This is a genomic window from Chenggangzhangella methanolivorans, assembly GCF_019797865.1.
In the GTDB taxonomy this organism is placed as follows: domain Bacteria; phylum Pseudomonadota; class Alphaproteobacteria; order Rhizobiales; family Methylopilaceae; genus Methylopila; species Methylopila methanolivorans.
Map to the genome: position 1 here is coordinate 2,877,300 of NZ_CP081869.1, position 18,596 is coordinate 2,895,895.

An 18,596-nucleotide genomic window follows, 5' to 3' on the forward strand; every position below is an offset into this window, starting at 1 on the left:
AACTCCGGCGAACGCGGCGGACCCGCGACCGCCGGGGGGCGGGCGGGGACCATTGGGCCGATTCTTGCATAAGAAACGGTCCGGCGTCTGTTAAAGCCGGAATTCCTCGCCGAGGTAAAGCCGCCTGACGTCGGGATGGGACACGACGTCGTCGGGTTCGCCCTCCATCAGCACGCCGCCGGCGTGGATGATGTAGGCCCGGTCGATGAGGCCGAGCGTCTCGCGCACGTTGTGGTCGGTGATCAGAACGCCGATGCCGCGGTCGGTCAGATGCCGAACGAGCGACTGGATGTCGCCGACCGCGATCGGGTCGATGCCCGCGAAGGGCTCGTCCAGAAGCATGAACGCCGGACGGCTTGCGAGCGCCCGCGCGATCTCGCAGCGCCGCCGCTCGCCGCCCGAGAGCGCGATGGCGGGCGACTTGCGAAGCCGCGCGATGCCGAACTCCTCGAGCAGCGCCTCGAGGTCGTGGGCTCGCTTCTTGCGGTCGGGCTCGACCACCTCCAGCACCGCCTTGATGTTGTCCTCGACGGTGAGGCCCCGGAAAATCGAGGCTTCCTGCGGCAGGTAGCCGACGCCCAGCCGCGCGCGCTTGTGCATCGGCAGGCGCGTCACGTCCTCGCCCGCAAGCTCGATGCGGCCGCGATCGGCCGGGACGAGGCCGGTGATCATGTAGAACACGGTGGTCTTGCCGGCGCCGTTCGGCCCGAGCAGGCCGACGGCCTCGCCGCGCTTGACCGACAGGCTGACGTCCTCGACCACCTGCCGTGCGCCGTAGCTCTTGGCGAGGTTGCGCGCCACCAGCGCGCCGTCGTCGCGCGCATGCGAGAGGGCGAAGTCGGCGTGCTCGTGGTGATGGTGGTCGCGGCCGTTCGCCGAGCCGCCGCCTTCCGGCGCGCGGACCGCGCCGGCGAAGCCGATCGGAATGCCCCTCACGATCATGATCTCCTCGAAGGCCCGAAAGGCCCCGTCACTGGCGCGGCTTGAACACGCCCTGCACGCGGCCGGAGCCGCCGCCGCCCTCGAGGCGCGAGACCTGCGTGGTCAGGTCGACCCGAAGCCGTTCGCCGCGGATGACGTTGTCGTCCTGGCTGACCACGACGCCGCCCGAAAGCTCGACCTTGTTCGACTCGACGTCGAAGGTGCCGCGCGCGCCGGTGGCCCGCTGGTTGCGCTGGGTGACGACGACGTCGCCCTCGGCCTCCATGCGGCGGATGTCGCGGCCGGCTTCGGGCGCGGCCTTGGCTCCGGCGGTCTCGCCCTGCTGCGGACCCTTCTGGGCCGTCTTCGGACCTTCGCCCTTCTTGTAATAGAAGATGGTGAGCTTGCGCGCCTTCACGATCGAGGCGCCCTGGGTGAGCACGACGCTGCCGGTGAACACGGCCGCCTGCTCCTGGTCCTTCACCTCGAGATTGTCGGACTCGACGTTGACGGGCTCGTTGGACTTCGCGGAGAAGCCCGAAAACGCGCTCGTCACCGAACCGCTCTGCGGCGGCTGCTGGGCGAGGGCGGGGCCGGCGACGAGCAGCGCGGCGAAAGCGGCAAGCGTCAGTCTCATCGGCGCCCTCCCAGGCGTCCCAACGTCTTGGTTTCGCGAAAGCACGGCGTCGTGGGACCCGCCGTCAGCTGTGGGCGAAGATATCATCGTGCTCCCAGCCCGCGAGGTCGAGGGCGGAGCGCACCGGCACGAAGGCGAAGCAGGCGTCCGCGAAGGCCGAGCGGCCCTCGCGCGCCAGCAGCGCGTCAAACTTGTCCCTCAGGGCGTGCAGATACAAGACGTCGCTGGCCGCATAAGCGAGTTGCGCGTCGCTCAATTGGTCCGAGCCCCAGTCGGAGGACTGCTGCTGCTTCGAGATCTCGACGCCGAGAAGCTCGCGGCAGATGTCCTTGAGCCCGTGACGGTCGGTGTAGGTGCGGGTGAGGCGCGAGGCGATCTTGGTGCAGTAGACCGGCTCGGTCATGACGCCGAAGGCCTTGTAGAGCGCGGCGACGTCGAAGCGCGCGAAGTGGAACAGCTTCTGGACCGATCGGTCGCGCAGCACTTTTTCGAGATTGGGGGCGCGGCCCTGGCCGGGCGCGATCTGGACGAGGTCGGCCGAACCGTCTCCGGTCGAGATCTGCACGAGGCAGAGACGATCGCGATTCGGGTTGAGGCCGAGCGTCTCGGTGTCGATCGCGACCGCGGCGCCGGGCTCGTAGCCGTCGGGAAGGTCGCCGCGATGGAGGCGGATCGTCATGGGGTCTCGTGACAGTGGATGGGCCAGCGGCCAGGCGCGCGCTGTCGGCGCGTTCTGCCGCTTCCCCCACTAGCGCGCGGACCCCGTTCCGTCCGACCGGACTTCGGGAAAGATGGTGCCCAGGAGAGGACTCGAACCTCCACGGTGTTACCCACACGGACCTGAACCGTGCGCGTCTACCAGTTCCGCCACCTGGGCCTGAGGCGGGTCATAAAGCAGCGCTTGGGCGGCCGTCAATGGCGTGTCGTCTTGGCTCGCTTTACCTGTCGCGGCCGGTGGCTTACCTCTCCGTTTCGCGACCGCGAAAGGCAGGAGAAACCACGCCATGGCTACCGACAGCCCCCGCCCGGTGGGCGACAAGCTGGTGACCGTGTTTGGCGGCTCCGGCTTCATCGGACGCCACGTCGTGCGCGCATTGGCGCGCGACGGCTGGCGGGTGCGCGTCGCCGTGCGCCGGCCCGATCTCGCCGGCCATCTCCAGCCGCTCGGCGGCGTCGGACAGATCGTCGCGACCCAGGCCAATCTGCGCTTCCCCGCATCGGTGGCGCAGGCGGCCAAGGGGTCCGACGTCGTCGTCAACCTCGTCGGCATTCTCGCGGAGAGCGGCAAGCAGCGCTTCGAGGCCGTGCAGGCGGAAGGCCCGCGAATCGTCGCCGAGGCCGCCAAGGCCGCCGGCGCGACCCGCTTCGTCCAGATGTCGGCGATCGGCGCGGACCGGCAGAGCAAGGCGCTCTACGGCAAGACCAAGGCTGCGGGCGAGGAGGCGGCGCAGGCCGTCTATCCCGACGCGACGATCCTGCGCCCCTCGATCGTGTTCGGCCCCGAGGACCAGTTCTTCAACAAGTTCGCGGCGATGGCGCGCATGTCGCCGGCGCTGCCGCTGATCGGCGGCGGCAAGACGCGGTTCCAGCCGGTCTTCGTCGGCGACGTCGCCCGCGCGGTCGCGCTCGCGGTCTCCGGAAAGACCAAGGGCGGCGTCTACGAGCTCGGCGGCCCCGACGTCATGACCTTCCGCCAGATCCTCCACGAGTCCTCGAATATGTGCTCGACGAGACCAATCGGGACCGCCTGCTGGTCAACCTGCCGTTCGGACTCGCCAAGGCTCAGGCCAAGATTCTGCAGCTGCTTCCGAACGCGCCGCTCACCGTCGACCAGGTGGCGATGCTCGAGACCGACAACGTCGTCTCCGAGGACGCGCGCGACGCCGGCCGCACGCTCGCCGGCCTCGGGATCGAGCCGGCCTCTGCGTCGGCGATCGTGCCGAGCTATCTCTGGCGCTTCCGTCGCACCGGCCAGTTCGGCAAGGCGCGCGTCGCCGAGAAGGTCGGCTAGGAGCCGACCCAAGCCTGCGATGGACGCCGCCGCGCTCAAGGCCGAGATCGCCCGCCGGCGAAGGCGCTCGGCTTCGACGCGGTCGCGGTGACGACGCCGGACGCGATCCCGCAGGCCGCCGGGCGGCTCGCGCAGGCGCTCGACGACGGCCACCACGGAAACGATGGCGTGGCTCGCCGAGCGCGCTGCTTGGCGCGGCGATCCCGCGGCGCTCTGGCCCGAGGCCCGCTCGGTCGTGATGCTCGCGCTCAACTACGGGCCCGATGACGACCCCCGAAAAATCCTCGAACGGCCCGAGCGTGCGGCGATCTCGGTCTATGCGCAGGGCGACGACTATCACGAGGTCATCAAGGGCCGGCTGAAGCAGGTGGCGGGCGCCTTCGCCTCGATCGGCGCGCCCGCAAAGGTGTTCGTCGACACTGCGCCCGTGATGGAGAAGCCGCTGGCCGCCGCCGCCGGGCTCGGCTGGCAGGGCAAGCACACCAATCTCGTCTCGCGCGAGTTCGGGTCGTGGCTGTTCCTCGGCGCGATATTCACGACCGCGGAGCTGCCGCCCGACGCCGCCGCGCAGGACCTCTGCGGCTCCTGCCGGGCCTGCCTCGACGCCTGCCCGACCAACGCCTTCCCGGCTCCGTACCGGCTCGACGCGCGGCGCTGCGTCTCCTACCTCACGATCGAGCTCGCGGACCCGATTCCCGAGGAGTTCCGCGCGGCGATCGGCAACCGGATCTATGGCTGCGACGATTGCCTGGCGGCCTGCCCCTGGAACAAGTTCGCAAGCGCCGCCCATGAGATGCGGCTCTCCGCCCGCGACGCGCTCAAGGCCCCGGAGCTTGCGGAACTCGCCAAGCTCGACGACGCGGCGTTCCGAAAACTGTTCTCGAAGTCGGCGGTGAAGCGCATCGGCCGCGACCGATTCATCCGCAATGTCGCGATCGCGCTCGGCAACGCAGGAACGGCGGAGGCCGCCGAAGCCGCCGAGGCGCTCGTCGACGACGCTTCGCCGCTGGTGCGCGGGGCCGCGGTCTGGGCGCTGTCGCGGCTTGCGCCTGCGACGCTTGCGCGCCTTGCCGAGACGAGGCTGCCGCACGAGACCGACGAGGCGGCGCGGCGCGAGTGGAGCCGCGGCTTGAGCCTCGAGGCGGCATGACGGAAGCGAACGCACGGCGCCTGGTGATCTTCGGCTGCGGATATTCGGCGCGGCGCTTCGTCGGGCTGTTCGGCTCCCGCTTCGCGACGATCGACGCCACGAGCCGCTCCGCCGACGGCGCGGCGGCGCTCGTCGCCGACGGGCTCATGGCGCATGTGTTCGACGGGACGCAGACGTCTCCGGCGCTCGCCGCCGCGATCGCGACGGCGACCCATGTGCTGGTCTCGGCCGCGCCCGGAGAGGCCGGCGACCCGACGCTGCGCGGCGCAGGTTCAGCGCTGGAGGCGGCCGAGACTCTCGAATGGATCGGCTATCTCTCGACCATCGGCGTCTATGGCGACGCGGGCGGCGGATGGGTCTCGGAGGACACGCCCCCCGCGCCCGAGAACGAGCGCGGACTGCGCCGCGTCGAGGCCGAGTCCGACTGGCTGGCCTTCGGCCGGCGCAAGGGCGTTTCGGCGCAGATCTTCCGACTCGCCGGCATCTACGGCCCGGGCCGCAGCGCGGTCGAGAACCTGCGCGCCGGAACCGCGCGGAGGCTCGTGAAGCCCGGGCAGGTGTTCAACCGCATCCATGTCGACGACATCGCGGCCGCGGTCGCGGCGGGAATGGAGCGGCCGGACGTCGGCCCGGTGATCAACGTGACCGACGACGAGCCGGCGGCCCCGCAGGACGTGGTGGCTTACGCCGCCGAGTCGATGGGGCTGCCCACGCCCCCCGACATCCCGTTCGAGACCGCCGAGCTCTCGCCGATGGCGCGCAGCTTCTACTCGTCGAACAAGCGGGTCGCGAACACGAGGCTGCGACGGGAGCTCGACGTCGCGCTCGGCTACCCGACCTATCGCGAGGGGATCGCGGCGCTCGTCCGTGGATCCGTCGAGGAAGGCTGAGCGCGATAGCCCACACGACCAGCGCTCCGTTCAAGCGGACGAAGAAACCGGCGGACGGCGAAGCGGGCGTGCGCGAGAAGATCGCCGAGATCGTCCGAAGGGCGACCGCCTAAGAGACCGATAAGGTCTTGCGGGCGCCGTCCTCACGTGATCTTGAGGGCGCAAACAGAAGACCTTCAAGGAAAACGCCCATGTTCCGCACGGTCCTGATCGCCGCCCTCGCTGCGGCCGCGACGCCCGCCTTTTCGGCCGGCTTCGACCTGCCGCCGCGCAAGCCCGGCCAGTGGGAGATGTCGATCCAGGTCGACACCGCCGCGATGCCCCCGCAGGTCATCCGCATGTGCCTCGACGCCGACACCGACAAGATGCTGAACAACAAGTTCGGCGGCATGGCGAGCCAGATGTGCTCGCGCCAGGAGCAGAAGAAAGACGGCGACGCGATCATCCTGGAGAGCGACTGCCGGGTCGGCGACATGACGACCACGTCGCGCACCATCGTCACCGGCGACTTCAACAGCGCCTACACGATGAAGTCCGACGTCCAGATGGGCGGATCGAACGCCACCCGCGGCGTTCAGGCGGCCGCGCCGAAGGGCGTCACGAGCCAGCAGACCACGATCAGCGCGAAATACGCCGGCGAGTGCGTTGGAGACATGAAGCCCGGCGACATCGACCTTGGCGGCGGTCGCATCATGAACGTGCGCGACATGCCCGATCCGCAGCCGATGCAGTGAGGGCGGGGCGGCCGACGCCTCTCCTGCCTGCCCCGCTTGCAGCCGACGTCGACCTCAAGCGCATGCGTCGCTCCCGGATGGGAGCGGGGGGAGGCGCGCGCGCCCTCAGTGCATCGTGGATGTTTTTCGTTTGAGCCGGTCGGCGCGCACGGCTTCGCATTCGAGCGCCAGCAACTCGCGCAGGCCTTCAAGCTGAAAGAGCCGGAATTCGGCGATCCGATCCAGCTCCACCCACATGTCTTGGGGAACCGGATGTTGTCCGGAAGTCCATCGTTGGATCGAGCGCGACGAGTATCGGGTGTCGTGCGCCATGTTGGATGAGAACGACACCCCGTAGAGCGCTTGCCCGATCGCGATCAGCAAATCCTTTTCCGACACTCTGGCCCCCGGTCAAATTTTGCACAAAAGTATTTTGCGCGAGTTTTACGCTTGGCTTTCTGCAAGCGCGTTTGGAGCCGCCGCGACGTTGCGCGGATCGGCGGTTCAGTGGTGCGATAGCGAGATGTGGGCCGAACACGCCCAAGGCGAAATCCCGGCCGGGCCCGACGCGTTATGCAGGCCGGACGCCGTCGCGAAGTCGTTCGACCTCATGGTCGAGCCTACAAGGCCGGCTGACGCCTCTTGCAGAATCCGATGAGAAAAACTTCGAGGGCGCGGCCGCGTTTGGCGGTTGGCCGACGCCGTGCGTTTCACCAGTCATGAGTCCCCGCATGGTCGCTGAAAACGAGGCGCGAATTTAACATCAAAACAACGCGTGAGCGCGCGGATAGTTCCGGATATGTGACAATTTGGATGAAATTGATGAAGGCAGTTCTTGCATATGGCACTGCGACTTCATCCGATCGGCGATCAACTGGACGAAATTCGCCCGACCTTCAGACGCGTCAGTCAGGCAGCGCGAACTGCAGCAGCAGGGTCTTCTGCAGCGGCGAGAAATTGTCGTCGGAGACAAGCGTCAACACGGTCCGCCCGTCCGGCGAGCGGTGAACGCCGAGCGCCTCGAAATTGTCGATGCGCTGAACGAGGCTCGCCTCCATGAGCACGGGGCCGTCGAGCGTCGCGCCGGGTTCGATGTCCTTGGCGGACAGCCGCCGCAGCCGGATCGAGAGCGAGAACGGCGGCTTGTAGCGCCGCTCGAGCAGCACGAGGTCGCCGCCCGGCAGGCGGACGAGGTCGGTGGGCGAGAAGTCGAGCGAGCGCACGACCGAGAATTCGAACGGCTTCTTGCCGCCGACCACGAAGCCGCGGTTGTCGCCGTCGTCGTCGAGAAACTTCTCTCCGATCAGCGCGATCTCGCCGGAAGCCAGCCGCGCCATCGCCTCGTAGCCGGAGTTCGACGGCGCCTTGGCGGAGGCCGGCGGCAGCGCCACCGCCTTTCCGGCCCCTTCCGGCCGCCCGTCCGGGCCGAGCTCGTAGCGCGTCAGCCAGTGGACGCGCTCGGCCGTGACCCAGGCGGTCCTACCTTCGATCTCGAGCGCCTCGGTGTCGAAGCCGCGCCTGTCCGGCAAGGGTTTGCCGTCGCGCCCCGGCGTCGGAGCGATCTCGACGTTCGAGACGCCGGTCGGCCGCGAGCCCTCATAGTCAATCGCGCCCGTGAACCAGTTGCCGCGGTCGCTGATCGCCGTGAAACGGGAGCCGTCGGCCGAGAGCCTCAGGCCCGACAACCCGCCGAAGTCGGGATCGGAGGATTTCAGTTGCACGCCGCCGAGATAGACCAGCGCCCGAAAGCGCCGCCGACCTTGGTGCGGAAATCGAATTCGGGGATCGGCGTCGCCGTCACCTCGACGGCGCTCTGGGCCTGGGCCGCGCCGCCGATCGCGAGGATGAGGGCGGCGACGGCCAGCAGCCTCAATGGAGCCGCCGCCTGTCCGTCTGCCGCGGCGCGGGCGCGGCCTCGTCGAAGAGCTCGGCGAGCTTCTCGGTCATAACGCCGCCGAGCTCCTCGGCGTCCCACGATGGTGACGGCGCGCTTGTAATAGCGCGTGACGTCGTGGCCGATGCCGATCGCGATCAGCTCGACCGGAGACCGGTTCTCGATCTCATGGATCATCCGGCGCAGGTGCTTTTCGAGGAAGTTGCCGGGATTGACCGAGAGCGTGGAGTCGTCGACCGGCGCGCCGTCGGAGATCACCATCAGGATCTTGCGCTGTTCGGGCCGGCCGAGCAGGCGCTTGTGCGCCCATTCGAGCGCCTCGCCGTCGATGTTCTCCTTCAGCAGCCCCTCTCGCATCATCAGGCCGAGGTTCTTGCGCGTGCGCCGCCAGGGCGCGTCGGCCGCCTTGTAGATGATGTGGCGCAGGTCGTTGAGGCGTCCCGGAGCCATCGGCTTGCCGCTCGCAAGCCATTGCTCGCGCGACTGTCCGCCCTTCCAGGCCCGGGTGGTGAAGCCGAGGATCTCGACCTTCACGCCGCAGCGCTCGAGCGTGCGCGCCAGAATGTCGGCGCAGGTCGCAGCCACCGTGATCGGGCGCCCGCGCATCGAACCGGAATTGTCGAGCAGCAGGGTGACGACCGTGTCGCGGAAGTCGGTGTCGCGCTCGCGCATGAAGGAGAGCGCGCTCATCGGATCGGTGATGACGCGCGAGAGGCGCGAGGGGTCGAGCACGCCTTCTTCGAGATCGAAGTCCCAGGCGCGGCTCTGCTGGGCGAGCAGGCGCCGCTGCAGCCGGTTGGCGAGGCGCCCGACCACGCCCTGAAGCGCGGAGAGCTGCTTGTCGAGATAGGTGCGCAGCCGCGCGAGCTCTTCGGGATCGCAGAGATCCTCGGCGAGCGCCTCCTCGTCGAATTTCGTGGTGAAGGCCGAATATTCGAGCTTCTCGCGATCCTTGCGCGGATCGTCCTTCGGCCGCCACGGCTCGGTCGCCTCGTCGGCCTCGCCGAGCTCGTCGTCGTCGGGCGAGTCGGTCGGGGGCGCGTCGGCCGCCTCCATCTGCTCGGCGTCGTCGTCTTGCTCGGCGGAGGCTTCCGTCTCGGCCTCGTCCGCGCCGTCGGCGGCGCCTGCGGGGCGTCGGCGGCCTCGCCGTCCTGGGGAGGCGGCTCCTCGCCGTCGGCGTCGCCCTCCTGCTCGCCCTGCTCGCGCTCGGAGGCGAGCTCCTCGCCCATGTCGAGCGAGGACAGCATGTCGCGGATCGCGCGGGCGTAGGCGTTCTGGTCCTCGAGCAGCTTGTCGAGGCGCGAGAGATCGACGCCGGCCTTCTCCTCGATGACGGGGCGCCAGAGCTCCACGATCTTGCGCGCGGCCTCCGGCGGTTTGCGGCCGGTTAGCCGCTCGCGGACCATCAGCGCGACGGCGTCCTGCAGCGGCGCGTCGGCGCGGTCGGTGATCTCGGCGTAAGGCCCGCGCAGATAGCGGTCCTCGAGCATCGCGGTCAGATTGTCGGCCGCGCCTTCCATCCGCCGCGAGCCGATCGCCTCGACGCGCGCCTGCTCGACGGCGTCGAACACCGCGCGGGCCTCTGCGCCCTGCGGCGCGAGCTTGGCGTGGGTCGTCTGGTCGTGGCAGGCCAGGCGCAGCGCCATGCTGTCGGCGTAGCCGCGCAGCACCGCGACGTCCTGCCCCTCGAGCCGCCGCGGCGGCTCCGGCAGGCGCGCCTTGTTGCCCATGAGCGCCGGACGCTCGGAGGCGAACGTCACCTCGACTTCAGGATCGCCCGCGATGGCGCGCAGGCACGCGCCGATCGACCGCTTGAGCGGTTCGGACGGGGCCGCGAGCTTTTCGCCGGGCTTTCGGTTGGAGATGCTCACCGGGGTCGGGCGTCAGCTCATCACGACGTTGACCGCGCTTTCCGGCAGCTCCTTGCCGAAGCAGCGCTGGTAGAACTCGGCCACGAGGCCGCGCTCGAGTTCGTCGCACTTGTTGAGGAAGGTGAGGCGGAACGCGAAGCCGAGGTCGCCGAAGATGTCGGCGTTCTCGGCCCAGGTGATCACCGTGCGCGGGCTCATCACCGTCGACAGGTCGCCGTTGATGAAGGCCTGGCGCGTGAGGTCGGCGAGCCGCACCATCTTGGACACCGTGTCGCGGCCGTTCGGCTGGTCGCGATGGTGCGGCGACTTCGCAAGCACGATGTCGACTTCCTTGTCGTGCGCCAGATAGTTCAGCGTCGTGACGATCGACCAGCGGTCCATCTGGCCCTGATTGATCTGCTGGGTGCCGTGATAGAGGCCCGAGGTGTCGCCGAGGCCGACCGTGTTGGCGGTGGCGAACAGGCGGAACGCCGGATGCGGGCGGATGACCTTGCGCTGGTCGAGCAGCGTGAGCTTGCCGGACTGCTCCAGCACGCGCTGGATCACGAACATCACGTCGGGGCGGCCGGCGTCGTATTCGTCGAACACCAGCGCGACGTTGTTCTGCAGCGCCCAGGGCAGGATGCCGTCGCGGAATTCGGTGACCTGCTGGCCGTCCTTCAAAACGATCGCGTCCTTGCCGATCAGGTCGATGCGGCTGACATGGCTGTCGAGATTGACGCGGATGCAGGGCCAGTTGAGGCGCGCGGCCACCTGCTCGATGTGGGTCGACTTGCCGGTGCCGTGATAGCCGGTGACCATCACGCGGCGATTGCGCGAGAAGCCGGCGAGGATCGCGAGCGTGGTGTCGTGGTCGAACAGGTAGTCGGGATCGAGGTCCGGGACCGCGCCGCGGGCCTCGCCGAAGGCCGGAATCTCGAGATCGCTGTCGATCCCGAAGACCTGGCGGGCCGACACCTTCATGTCGGGGAGCGCCGCTTCGGCGGAGGGAGCGTCGAGCAGAGTCATTGGACCTCCGAAGCCGGGCGAAAGGGCCCGCGCGGCGGGGCCCGGCGGCGCGCAGTCGAAGCGCGCGGTTGTGCGTCAGTCAGCAAAGGCCGGCGGATCGCAGATAGTTATAGGCTTGGATGATCTCGCGCAATTTCTCCTCCGTGCTCCGGTCGCCGCCATTGGCGTCCGGGTGGAGGCGCTTCACGAGCTCCTTGTAGCGCGCCTTGATCTCGTCCGGGCTCGCGCCGGCGGAGAGGTTCATGGCCTCGAGCGACTTCAGCTCGACCTTCTTCAGCTCGCGCTTGGGTTCGGGACGGCTGCGCGGGCCGCCCTCCTCGTCGAACATGTGGAAGGCGTCGTCGAATTCGAACCCGCTCGCCCAGCCGCGGTTGCGTCCGCGCGAGCGGTCGGCGCGGTTGCGCGTCTCCGCCGACGCGCCGCCCCGGCCCATCTGCCATGTGGGGCGATGGCCGACATGGGCCTCGCGCTCATAGGCCCTGAGGTCGTCGTCCGACATCCCCTGGAAGAAATTGTAGGACTGGTTGTAGGCGCGCACATGCTCGAGGCAGAACCGCCAGTACTCGTTCTCGCGGCCGCGGCCCTTCGGCGCGCGGTGGGGCCCGGCCGCACGGCAGCCGGGATGGTCGCACTGCGCGACCTCGGGCTCCGCGCGCTTCTCTTCGGAAGGACGCGAAACCCGGATCCGGTCGAACCATGGGCTATCGAGCTTCATCACGACGCTCATTATGGCCGCGCCTGGCATGCCGAACAAGGATTCGGGCGGCCCGAACGGGCTTGCGCAGGCCGGTCTTGACGTCGCGCCCGGGCGTCGTCATGTCCGCGACGCCCCGACAGCCGGAGATCCCGATGAGCGTCCGCGCCCGCATCGAAGCGACCCTGACCGAAGCGCTGAAGCCCGAGCGGCTCGAAGTGATGGACGAGAGCCATCTCCACGCCGGCCACGCCGGCGCGCGCCCCGAGGGCGAGACGCATTTCCGCGTCCGCATCGTTTCGGGCGCGTTTTCGGGAATGAGCCGCGTCGACCGCCACCGGCAGGTCAACGCGCTGCTGGCGGCCGAGCTCCAGGGCCCGGTCCATGCGCTCGCGATCGACGCGCGCGCTCCGGAGGAGCCGGGACGGCCTTGAGCGGGCGGCGGCCGCAAAATTCGCGGCGAGAGATCTTCCGATCCGTCTCCTCTTCTTGCGTCCGGGCGGCGGTTTCGCTACAGCGTGCGCCGGCGCCGCAATAGCTCAGCTGGTAGAGCACGTCATTCGTAATGACGGGGTCGGGGGTTCGAGTCCCTCTTGCGGCACCAGATTCCTCTTCAGCTGCGACAACTTAGGCCTGGGGCTCGCGCAACCAAGCGCCTCCGCGCGCGTTTAGGAGGCCGGCCCTCCGGAACCGCCAGCCATGCTCGATCAGCTTCGCCGTCTCCTCTCCGACCTCACCGGCGCGTCCGAGCACGACGAGTTCGCGCTCGACGATCACCGGGTCGCGGCCGCGGCGCTTCTCGTCAACCTCGTCTCCGCCGACGGCGTCGCGAGCGAGAGCGAGAAAATCGCCCTGCACGACGTCCTGAAGGCGCGCTTCGCGCTCGACGAACACGAGACCGCCGAGCTCATCGAGGCCGGCCGTCGCCGCGAGGCCGACGCCGTCGACCTCTATGGCTTCACGAGCGTGCTGAAGCGCTCGCTCGACGCGCAAGGGCGCGCGGGCGTGGTCGAGATGATGTGGGAGATCGTGTTCGCGGACGGCGCCGCCCACGAGCTCGAGGACAACATCGTCTGGCGCGCCGCCGACCTTCTCGGGGTCTCGGACCGCGAGCGCGTGGAGCTCAAGCGCCGCATCGCCGCCCGCGCCAAGCCCCTCGGAGCCGCGGAGCCCGCCTGAACGACGGGTGATCCGTATCGGGACGGCTGTCTCTCGCAAGCTGCGAGGGTTTTCGCAAAATGCGACGCCGTTTGCGAGAGCGCCGCGTCGACGCCACAATATATGGGCGCTCGACCCAGTCAGGGCGCTATATCTCGTATGGTTTCGGCGCCATTAGGGTTGGCAAGCCGTTTGCGATGATCCCGTCAGCCGGATCTGGTTTATGCGTACCGGCATCCGTTCGGCCGGGAGGGGGGCGTTTCCGACCCCGGCGACCCCCCTTCCGGATCGAACCTTTCGGGCCCGGTCCGGCCTGTCTCTCCGAGCAATGACTGCCGCCGCCCCGCCTCTCCCGCCCGACGGGAGAGCGGGGACGGACGCGCGTCGCGATCGTCCCGGACTTGGATCCTGCGGCGCTCCCGGGTCCCGGCTCGAGGCGGGGACCTGGGCGGCCCGTCACTCCGGCTTCGGTCGCGTTCCGAAAATCGCGGAGCCGACGCGCACATGGGTCGCGCCGAACGCGATCGCTTCGGCGTAATCGGCGCTCATGCCCATCGACAGCCCCTCGAGTCCGTTGCGCCGCGCAAGCTTCTGCAGCAGCGCGAAATAGGGCGCGGGCGGCTCGTCGAAGGGCGGGATGCACATGAGTCCGGCCACCTCCATGCCGAGCTCGTCGCGGGCGAGGGCGACGAGCGCGTCCGTCTCGGCAGGCGCGCAGCCGGCCTTCTGCTCCTCCTCGCCGACATTCACCTGCACGAACACCGCCGGCCGGCGGTGCTGCCGCTCCATCTCGGCGTGAAGCGCGCGGGCGATCTTCGGCCGGTCGACGGTGTGGATCACGTCGAACAGCGCGACAGCGTCGGCGGCCTTGTTGGACTGGAGCGGGCCGATGAGATGAAGCTCGACGCCGGGATGAAGCGCGCGCAGCGCCGGCCACTTGCCCTGCGCCTCCTGCACCCGGTTCTCGCCGAAGACGCGGTGGCCGGCCGCAAGCGCCGGCTCGACGTCGACCGCGTCGAACGTTTTCGACACCGCGACGAGCGTCGTCGCGCCTTCGGGGCGGCCTGCGGCGCGCTCGGCGCGGCGGATCTGGTGGAGCGCGGCGGAGAGGTTTTCGGAGACGTCGGTCACAAGGGGCCTTTCAGGCCGAAGCGATGTCGGTGCGGGCGAAGCGTCGCTCTTGTAGAGCAAGAGCGCGTGCTTGGCGCGGGCGCAGGCGTAGGCGAAGCAGTCGCCCATGTTCAACTGCGCGGGATGGCCCGCGATCTTGCCGAAGCGGGCGGCCGCCTCGATGGCGGCGGCGCCGTCGACCGAGGTTTCTTCCGCCCCGATCCTGTCGAGAAAATCGCGGACGATCGCGTGCGCTTCGGCGATGGTCGCGGCGTCGGCGCGCCGGCCCAAAGGCGTTTTCTTGCGGACGAGGCCGAACGTGGCTTCGAACACGCTCACGGCTGAAAAGTACAGGGGCCGCGCCGCGACCTCAATCCGGTCGACGAGCTCGTCGCCGTCCGGCTCGTGAGACAAGATCGCGACGATCACGGACGCGCCTCCCGCTCATGAATATCCATATAATCTCGACTGCATATCCCCGCCAGCCGTGCCCGCCGGGCAACGGCGCGCCTCGGACGTCCGGGCGGCCCCGCATTCTGTTGACCGCCCGCTTCGTTTCGCGCCAAGGTCCGCGCGCCTTCGGGCGGGCGTTCGCGTCCCACCTCCACGACAAGACTGGCGTAAAAAGCTGATGACGACGGAGCGCTACAACGCGCGCGAGGCCGAGCCGAAGTGGCAGGCCGCATGGAACGAGAAGCGGTTGTTCGAGACGGGCGCCGACGACGGCCGCCCGAGCTATTACGTGCTCGAGATGTTCCCCTATCCGTCGGGGCGCATCCACATGGGCCATGTCCGCAACTACGCGATGGGCGACGTGGTCGCGCGCTACAAGCGCGCCAAGGGTTTTTCGGTGCTCCACCCGATGGGCTGGGACGCGTTCGGGCTGCCGGCCGAGAACGCCGCGATGGAGCGCAAGGTCCACCCGAAGGCCTGGACCTACGACAACATCGCCACCATGCGCGACCAGCTGAAGTCGATCGGCCTGTCGCTCGACTGGTCCCGCGAGATCGCGACCTGCGATCCTGAATATTACGCGCAGCAGCAGGCCCTGTTCCTCGACTTCCTGAAGGCCGGCCTCGCCTATCGGCGCAAGTCGAAGGTGAACTGGGATCCGGTCGACAACACGGTGCTGGCCAACGAGCAGGTCATCGACGGCCGCGGCTGGCGCTCGGGCGCGCTCGTCGAGCAGCGCGAGCTGACCCAGTGGTTCTTGAAGATCACCGACTTTTCGGACAGTCTGCTCGGCGCGCTCGACGATCTGCCGCGCTGGCCCGAAAAAGTCCGGACCATGCAGAAGAACTGGATCGGCCGCTCCGAAGGGCTGCTGGTCCGCTGGGAGGTGGGCGCGCGACGCCGGCCACGGCGGAAGCCCCGCGACCGAGATCGAGGTCTACACCACCCGTCCCGACACGCTGTTCGGCGCGAGCTTTCTGGCGCTTTCGCCCGACCACCCGACGGCGCTCGCGCTCGCCGAGGTCGATCCCGAGCTGAAGGCCTTCTCCGACGAATGCCGCCGCGCCGGCACGAGCGTCGCCGTGCTGGAGACGGCGGAAAAGAAGGGCTACGACACCGGCCTCAAGGTTCGCCACCCGTTCGATCCGGCGTGGGAAGTCCCGGTCTATGTCGCGAACTTCGTGCTCATGGACTACGGCACGGGCGCGATCTTCGGCTGCCCGGCGCATGACCAGCGCGACTACGATTTCGCGTCGAAATACGGCCTGCCCATCACCCCGGTGGTGGCGCCCGAAGGCGCAGATCCCGCCTCGCTGATCGAGACGAGCGCCTATGACGGCGACGGCGTCCTCGTGAACTCGCAGTTCCTCGACGGAATGTCGGTCGACGACGCCAAGGAGGAGGTCGCCCGCCGCCTCGAGGCCGAGACGCTCGACGCGACGCCGGTGGCGCAGCGCAAGGTGAACTGGCGCCTGCGCGACTGGGGCGTCAGCCGCCAGCGCTACTGGGGCTGCCCATCCCGATCATCCATTGCGACGCCTGCGGCGTGGTCCCGGTCCCGATCGACCAGCTGCCCGTGCGGCTACCCGAAGAGGTCTCGTTCGACCGGCCCGGCAATCCGCTCGACCGCGACGACGCCTGGCGCAACGTGCCCTGTCCGAGCTGCGGCGCCCCCGCCCGGCGCGAGACCGACACGATGGACACCTTCGTGGACTCGTCCTGGTACTTCGCGCGCTTCACCTCGCCGCACGCGACGACGCCGACGGAGCCAGAGGTCGCCAACCGCTTCCTGCCGGTCGACCAGTATATCGGCGGCGTCGAGCACGCGATCCTGCACCTGCTCTATGCGCGCTTCTTCACCCGCGCAATGCAGGCCACCGGCCATGTCGGCGTCGAGGAGCCGTTCGCCGGTCTCTTCACGCAAGGGATGGTGGTCCACGAGACCTACAAGGACGCGTCCGGAGCCTGGGTCGCGCCGGCCGACATCCGGCTGAGCGAGGCCGACGGCGTCCGCTCGGCGACGAAGCTCTCGAACGGCGAGCCGGTCGAGATCGGCTCGATCGAGAAGATGTCGAAGTCGAAGAAGAACGTCGTCGACCCCAACGACATCATCGAGACCTACGGGGCCGACACCGCGCGCTGGTTCGTGCTGTCGGACAGCCCGCCCGACCGCGACGTGATCTGGACCGAGGCCGGCGTCGACGGCGCCTCGAAGCGCGTGCAGCGCATCTGGCGGCTCGCGAATGAAGCCGCGGCCAAGGGCGCGCTTGTCGGCGCGGCGGCTCCGGCCGAATTGAGCGAAGCCGCCACCGCGCTCCGCCGCGCCGCCCATGGCGCGCTCTCGCGCGTCGGCGACGGCGTCGAGCGCTTCCACTTCAACATCTGCATAGCGGCCATCAACGAGCTGTCGAACGCGCTGAGCCAGGCGCTCCAGTCGGCGGAGACGCCGGACGAAGGCATGGCTTTCGCGCTGCGCGAGGCGGCCGAGATTCTCGTCCAGATCGTCGCGCCCTTCACGCCGCATCTGGCCGAAGAGGCCTGGGGCGCGCTCGGCCACGAGACGCTGGTGGCCGAGACGGCGTGGCCGGCGGCCGATCCCGCGCTTTTGGCGTCCGACACAGTCACGCTGCCGGTGCAGGTCAACGGAAAGAAGCGGGATGAGCTCGTCGCGCCTGTCGACGCGAGCGCCGCGGACATCGAAGCTATGGTGCGGGCGCTCGAATCGGTCGCGAAGGCGGTCGGCGACAAGCCCATCCGCAAGGTCATCGTGGTGCCCCGGAGGATCGTCAATGTGGTCGCGTAATGGGACTGCGTTCGCCCGGCTCGCCGTCGTGGGCGTTCTCGCCCTCGGCCTCGCCGGCTGCTTCCGCCCGGTCTATGGCGGCGGAACCGCGCCTGCGGTGACCTCGAAGACCTTCTCGGGCGGCGGCGACGTCGCGACCGAGCTCGCCGCGGTCGACGTGAAGCCGCTCGAGGGCCGGGTCGGCGGAAAGCTCCGCAACGAGCTGATCTTCGCCCTGCGGGGCGGCGGCGCGGCGGGTCCGACGGCCTACCGGCTCACCATCCGGCTCAAGGAATACGGCCAGTCTGCGGTCGTCGACCCGCTCGCCGACATTCCGCAGACCCGGACCATCTCGCTCACCGCCGACTACGACCTGACCCGCGCCGGGACGCTCGATCCGATCGCCACGGGCCATACGGTCGCGACCGCGACCTATTCGAGCGGCCTTCAGCGTTTCGCGAACGTGCGCGCGGAGCGTGACGCCGAAGACCGGGCGGCGGTCCAGCTCTCCGAGCGCATCCGCGCCCGCCTGCAGGCCTATTTCGCCACGGGGAAGTAATTTCGCGCGGAGAGGGCGGCTGCCGCTCCCTCCGCCATGCTCCGCATGGTCCTCCCCGCTTCGCAGGGGAGGATCAAACTAAGACCTCTCGCGCTGCGCGCGGATCCTCCCCTGCGTCAGCGGAGGAGGGGGACCACCCGCAGGGTGGAGGAGGGGGCCGGCGCGCCGCTCTCCGACGAGATCAGCCCTTCGCCAGCCTCAGCCCTTCTTAGCGGCCTTGGCGCGGTCGATCGCCTCGACGATCATGCGCTGCGCCTCCTCGGCGTCGCCCCAGCCGAGCGCCTTCACCCACTTGTCGCCCTCGAGGTCCTTGTAGTGCTCGAAGAAGTGGCTGATCTGGCTGAGCAGAATATCGGGCAGCTGGGTGTAGTTGGTGATTCCCTCATAGCGGCGCGTCAGCTTCGGCGAGGGCACCGCGATGATCTTCTCGTCCTGCCCCTTCTCGTCCTCCATCTTGAAGACGCCGACCGGGCGGCAGTTGATGATCGCGCCCGGCACGATGGCGCGGGTGTTGGCCACCAGCACGTCGATCGGGTCGCCGTCGTCGGAGAGCGTGTGGGGCACGAAGCCGTAGTTCCCCGGGTAGCGCATCGAGGTGTAGAGGAAGCGGTCGACGACGAGCGTGCCGGCTTCCTTGTCCATCTCGTACTTGATGGGCTCGCCGCCGATCGGCACCTCGATGATGACGTTGACGTCGGCCGGCGGATTGTTGCCGATCGCGATGTGTTCGATACGCATTTGAGCT

The 18,596-nt window shown here is 69.0% G+C and carries 15 protein-coding genes, 2 tRNA genes and 5 pseudogenes; 9 read left to right on the top strand and 13 right to left on the bottom strand.

What is annotated here, in order from left to right:
* Positions 1-90: 90 nt before the first annotated feature.
* The 4 genes from lptB to K6K41_RS15150 form a co-directional block, all read right to left on the bottom strand.
* Positions 91-942, bottom strand: coding sequence for an LPS export ABC transporter ATP-binding protein (gene lptB, locus K6K41_RS15135; protein WP_378145803.1), 852 nt, complete (start codon positions 940-942; stop codon positions 91-93).
* Between the two features lie 28 nt (positions 943-970).
* Positions 971-1,558 carry an LptA/OstA family protein gene (locus tag K6K41_RS15140; RefSeq protein ID WP_261401220.1) on the bottom strand — a complete coding sequence of 196 codons (588 nt, stop codon included), beginning with the start codon at positions 1,556-1,558 and terminating at the stop codon, positions 971-973.
* Positions 1,559-1,622: 64 nt separating this feature from the next.
* A complete protein-coding gene (locus K6K41_RS15145; RefSeq protein WP_261401221.1) occupies positions 1,623-2,237 on the bottom strand; it encodes a ribonuclease D in 615 nt (204 codons plus the stop codon).
* A 113-nt stretch (positions 2,238-2,350) separates the two neighbouring features.
* Positions 2,351-2,435, bottom strand: a tRNA-Leu gene (locus K6K41_RS15150).
* A gap of 127 nt (positions 2,436-2,562) precedes the next feature.
* Here K6K41_RS15150 and K6K41_RS15155 point away from each other — a divergent pair.
* From K6K41_RS15155 to K6K41_RS15170, 4 genes and pseudogenes are all read left to right on the top strand, one after another.
* Positions 2,563-3,569, top strand: a pseudogene (locus tag K6K41_RS15155) (complex I NDUFA9 subunit family protein).
* A gap of 19 nt (positions 3,570-3,588) precedes the next feature.
* Positions 3,589-4,719 (top strand): annotated as a pseudogene (gene queG, locus K6K41_RS15160) (tRNA epoxyqueuosine(34) reductase QueG).
* Entirely contained in the window at positions 4,716-5,609 is an 894-nt protein-coding gene (locus K6K41_RS15165; RefSeq protein ID WP_261401222.1) for an SDR family oxidoreductase, read from the top strand. Before queG ends, K6K41_RS15165 begins: the two are co-directional and overlap by 4 nt.
* Positions 5,610-5,800: 191 nt before the next feature.
* Positions 5,801-6,343: a DUF3617 domain-containing protein gene (locus K6K41_RS15170; protein ID WP_261401223.1), complete on the top strand. Its 543-nt coding sequence runs from the start codon at positions 5,801-5,803 to the stop codon at positions 6,341-6,343.
* A gap of 105 nt (positions 6,344-6,448) precedes the next feature.
* Here the strand turns inward: K6K41_RS15170 and K6K41_RS15175 are convergent, their stop codons facing one another.
* The 6 genes and pseudogenes from K6K41_RS15175 to K6K41_RS15200 form a co-directional block, all read right to left on the bottom strand.
* Complete coding sequence (locus K6K41_RS15175) at positions 6,449-6,706, bottom strand: hypothetical protein (protein ID WP_261401224.1); 258 nt, start codon at positions 6,704-6,706, stop codon at positions 6,449-6,451.
* A 521-nt stretch (positions 6,707-7,227) separates the two neighbouring features.
* Positions 7,228-8,043, bottom strand: coding sequence for an esterase-like activity of phytase family protein (locus tag K6K41_RS15180; RefSeq protein ID WP_261401225.1), 816 nt, complete (start codon positions 8,041-8,043; stop codon positions 7,228-7,230).
* The gene (locus tag K6K41_RS15185) at positions 8,034-8,195 is read right to left on the bottom strand and encodes a hypothetical protein (RefSeq protein ID WP_261401226.1); all 162 of its coding nucleotides are present in this window, start codon (positions 8,193-8,195) and stop codon (positions 8,034-8,036) included. The genes K6K41_RS15180 and K6K41_RS15185 overlap by 10 nt, the downstream gene beginning before the upstream one ends.
* A pseudogene (gene cobT / locus K6K41_RS15190) lies at positions 8,192-10,087 on the bottom strand (cobaltochelatase subunit CobT). Before cobT ends, K6K41_RS15185 begins: the two are co-directional and overlap by 4 nt.
* Before the next feature lie 12 nt (positions 10,088-10,099).
* Positions 10,100-11,095: a cobaltochelatase subunit CobS gene (gene cobS, locus K6K41_RS15195; protein ID WP_261401227.1), complete on the bottom strand. Its 996-nt coding sequence runs from the start codon at positions 11,093-11,095 to the stop codon at positions 10,100-10,102.
* Between the two features lie 79 nt (positions 11,096-11,174).
* Positions 11,175-11,810: a J domain-containing protein gene (locus K6K41_RS15200; protein ID WP_261401228.1), complete on the bottom strand. Its 636-nt coding sequence runs from the start codon at positions 11,808-11,810 to the stop codon at positions 11,175-11,177.
* Between the two features lie 134 nt (positions 11,811-11,944).
* On the opposite strand from K6K41_RS15200, the gene K6K41_RS15205 reads away from it, so the two are divergent.
* The 3 genes from K6K41_RS15205 to K6K41_RS15215 all read left to right on the top strand — a co-directional run bounded on the left by K6K41_RS15205 (position 11,945) and on the right by K6K41_RS15215 (position 12,968).
* On the top strand, positions 11,945-12,223 hold the full coding sequence (locus tag K6K41_RS15205; protein ID WP_261401229.1) for a BolA family protein: 279 nt from the start codon (positions 11,945-11,947) through the stop codon (positions 12,221-12,223).
* 94 nt (positions 12,224-12,317) lie between these two features.
* A tRNA-Thr gene (locus K6K41_RS15210) sits at positions 12,318-12,393 on the top strand.
* A gap of 95 nt (positions 12,394-12,488) precedes the next feature.
* Positions 12,489-12,968 (top strand): tellurite resistance TerB family protein, encoded by a 480-nt coding sequence (locus tag K6K41_RS15215; RefSeq protein WP_261401230.1) that lies wholly within the window; start codon positions 12,489-12,491, stop codon positions 12,966-12,968.
* A 435-nt stretch (positions 12,969-13,403) separates the two neighbouring features.
* Here K6K41_RS15215 and K6K41_RS15220 read toward each other — a convergent pair whose 3' ends face one another.
* Both K6K41_RS15220 and K6K41_RS15225 read right to left on the bottom strand, forming a co-directional pair.
* The gene (locus tag K6K41_RS15220; RefSeq protein ID WP_261405747.1) at positions 13,404-14,078 is read right to left on the bottom strand and encodes a YggS family pyridoxal phosphate-dependent enzyme; all 675 of its coding nucleotides are present in this window, start codon (positions 14,076-14,078) and stop codon (positions 13,404-13,406) included.
* Between the two features lie 102 nt (positions 14,079-14,180).
* Positions 14,181-14,486 (bottom strand): annotated as a pseudogene (locus K6K41_RS15225) (VapC toxin family PIN domain ribonuclease); the annotation flags it as partial.
* A 202-nt stretch (positions 14,487-14,688) separates the two neighbouring features.
* Here K6K41_RS15225 and leuS point away from each other — a divergent pair.
* Positions 14,689-17,313 (top strand): annotated as a pseudogene (leuS, locus tag K6K41_RS15230) (leucine--tRNA ligase).
* A gap of 28 nt (positions 17,314-17,341) precedes the next feature.
* Positions 17,342-17,851, top strand: a complete 510-nt coding sequence (gene lptE, locus K6K41_RS15235; RefSeq protein ID WP_261401231.1) for an LPS assembly lipoprotein LptE — start codon at positions 17,342-17,344, stop codon at positions 17,849-17,851.
* Between the two features lie 198 nt (positions 17,852-18,049).
* Here lptE and ppa read toward each other — a convergent pair whose 3' ends face one another.
* The gene (gene ppa / locus K6K41_RS15240) at positions 18,050-18,589 is read right to left on the bottom strand and encodes an inorganic diphosphatase (RefSeq protein WP_261401232.1); all 540 of its coding nucleotides are present in this window, start codon (positions 18,587-18,589) and stop codon (positions 18,050-18,052) included.
* Between the last annotated feature and the right edge of the window lie 7 nt (positions 18,590-18,596).

Coding starts and splice junctions, on each gene's coding strand:
- lptB (WP_378145803.1), bottom strand. CDS start 942: ATGATCGTGAGGGGCATTCCGATCGGCTTCGCCGGCGCGGTCCGCGCG.
- K6K41_RS15140 (WP_261401220.1), bottom strand. CDS start 1,558: ATGAGACTGACGCTTGCCGCTTTCGCCGCGCTGCTCGTCGCCGGCCCC.
- K6K41_RS15145 (WP_261401221.1), bottom strand. CDS start 2,237: ATGACGATCCGCCTCCATCGCGGCGACCTTCCCGACGGCTACGAGCCC.
- K6K41_RS15165 (WP_261401222.1), top strand. CDS start 4,716: ATGACGGAAGCGAACGCACGGCGCCTGGTGATCTTCGGCTGCGGATAT.
- K6K41_RS15170 (WP_261401223.1), top strand. CDS start 5,801: ATGTTCCGCACGGTCCTGATCGCCGCCCTCGCTGCGGCCGCGACGCCC.
- cobS (WP_261401227.1), bottom strand. CDS start 11,095: ATGACTCTGCTCGACGCTCCCTCCGCCGAAGCGGCGCTCCCCGACATG.
- K6K41_RS15200 (WP_261401228.1), bottom strand. CDS start 11,810: ATGAAGCTCGATAGCCCATGGTTCGACCGGATCCGGGTTTCGCGTCCT.
- K6K41_RS15205 (WP_261401229.1), top strand. CDS start 11,945: ATGAGCGTCCGCGCCCGCATCGAAGCGACCCTGACCGAAGCGCTGAAG.
- K6K41_RS15215 (WP_261401230.1), top strand. CDS start 12,489: ATGCTCGATCAGCTTCGCCGTCTCCTCTCCGACCTCACCGGCGCGTCC.
- ppa (WP_261401232.1), bottom strand. CDS start 18,589: ATGCGTATCGAACACATCGCGATCGGCAACAATCCGCCGGCCGACGTC.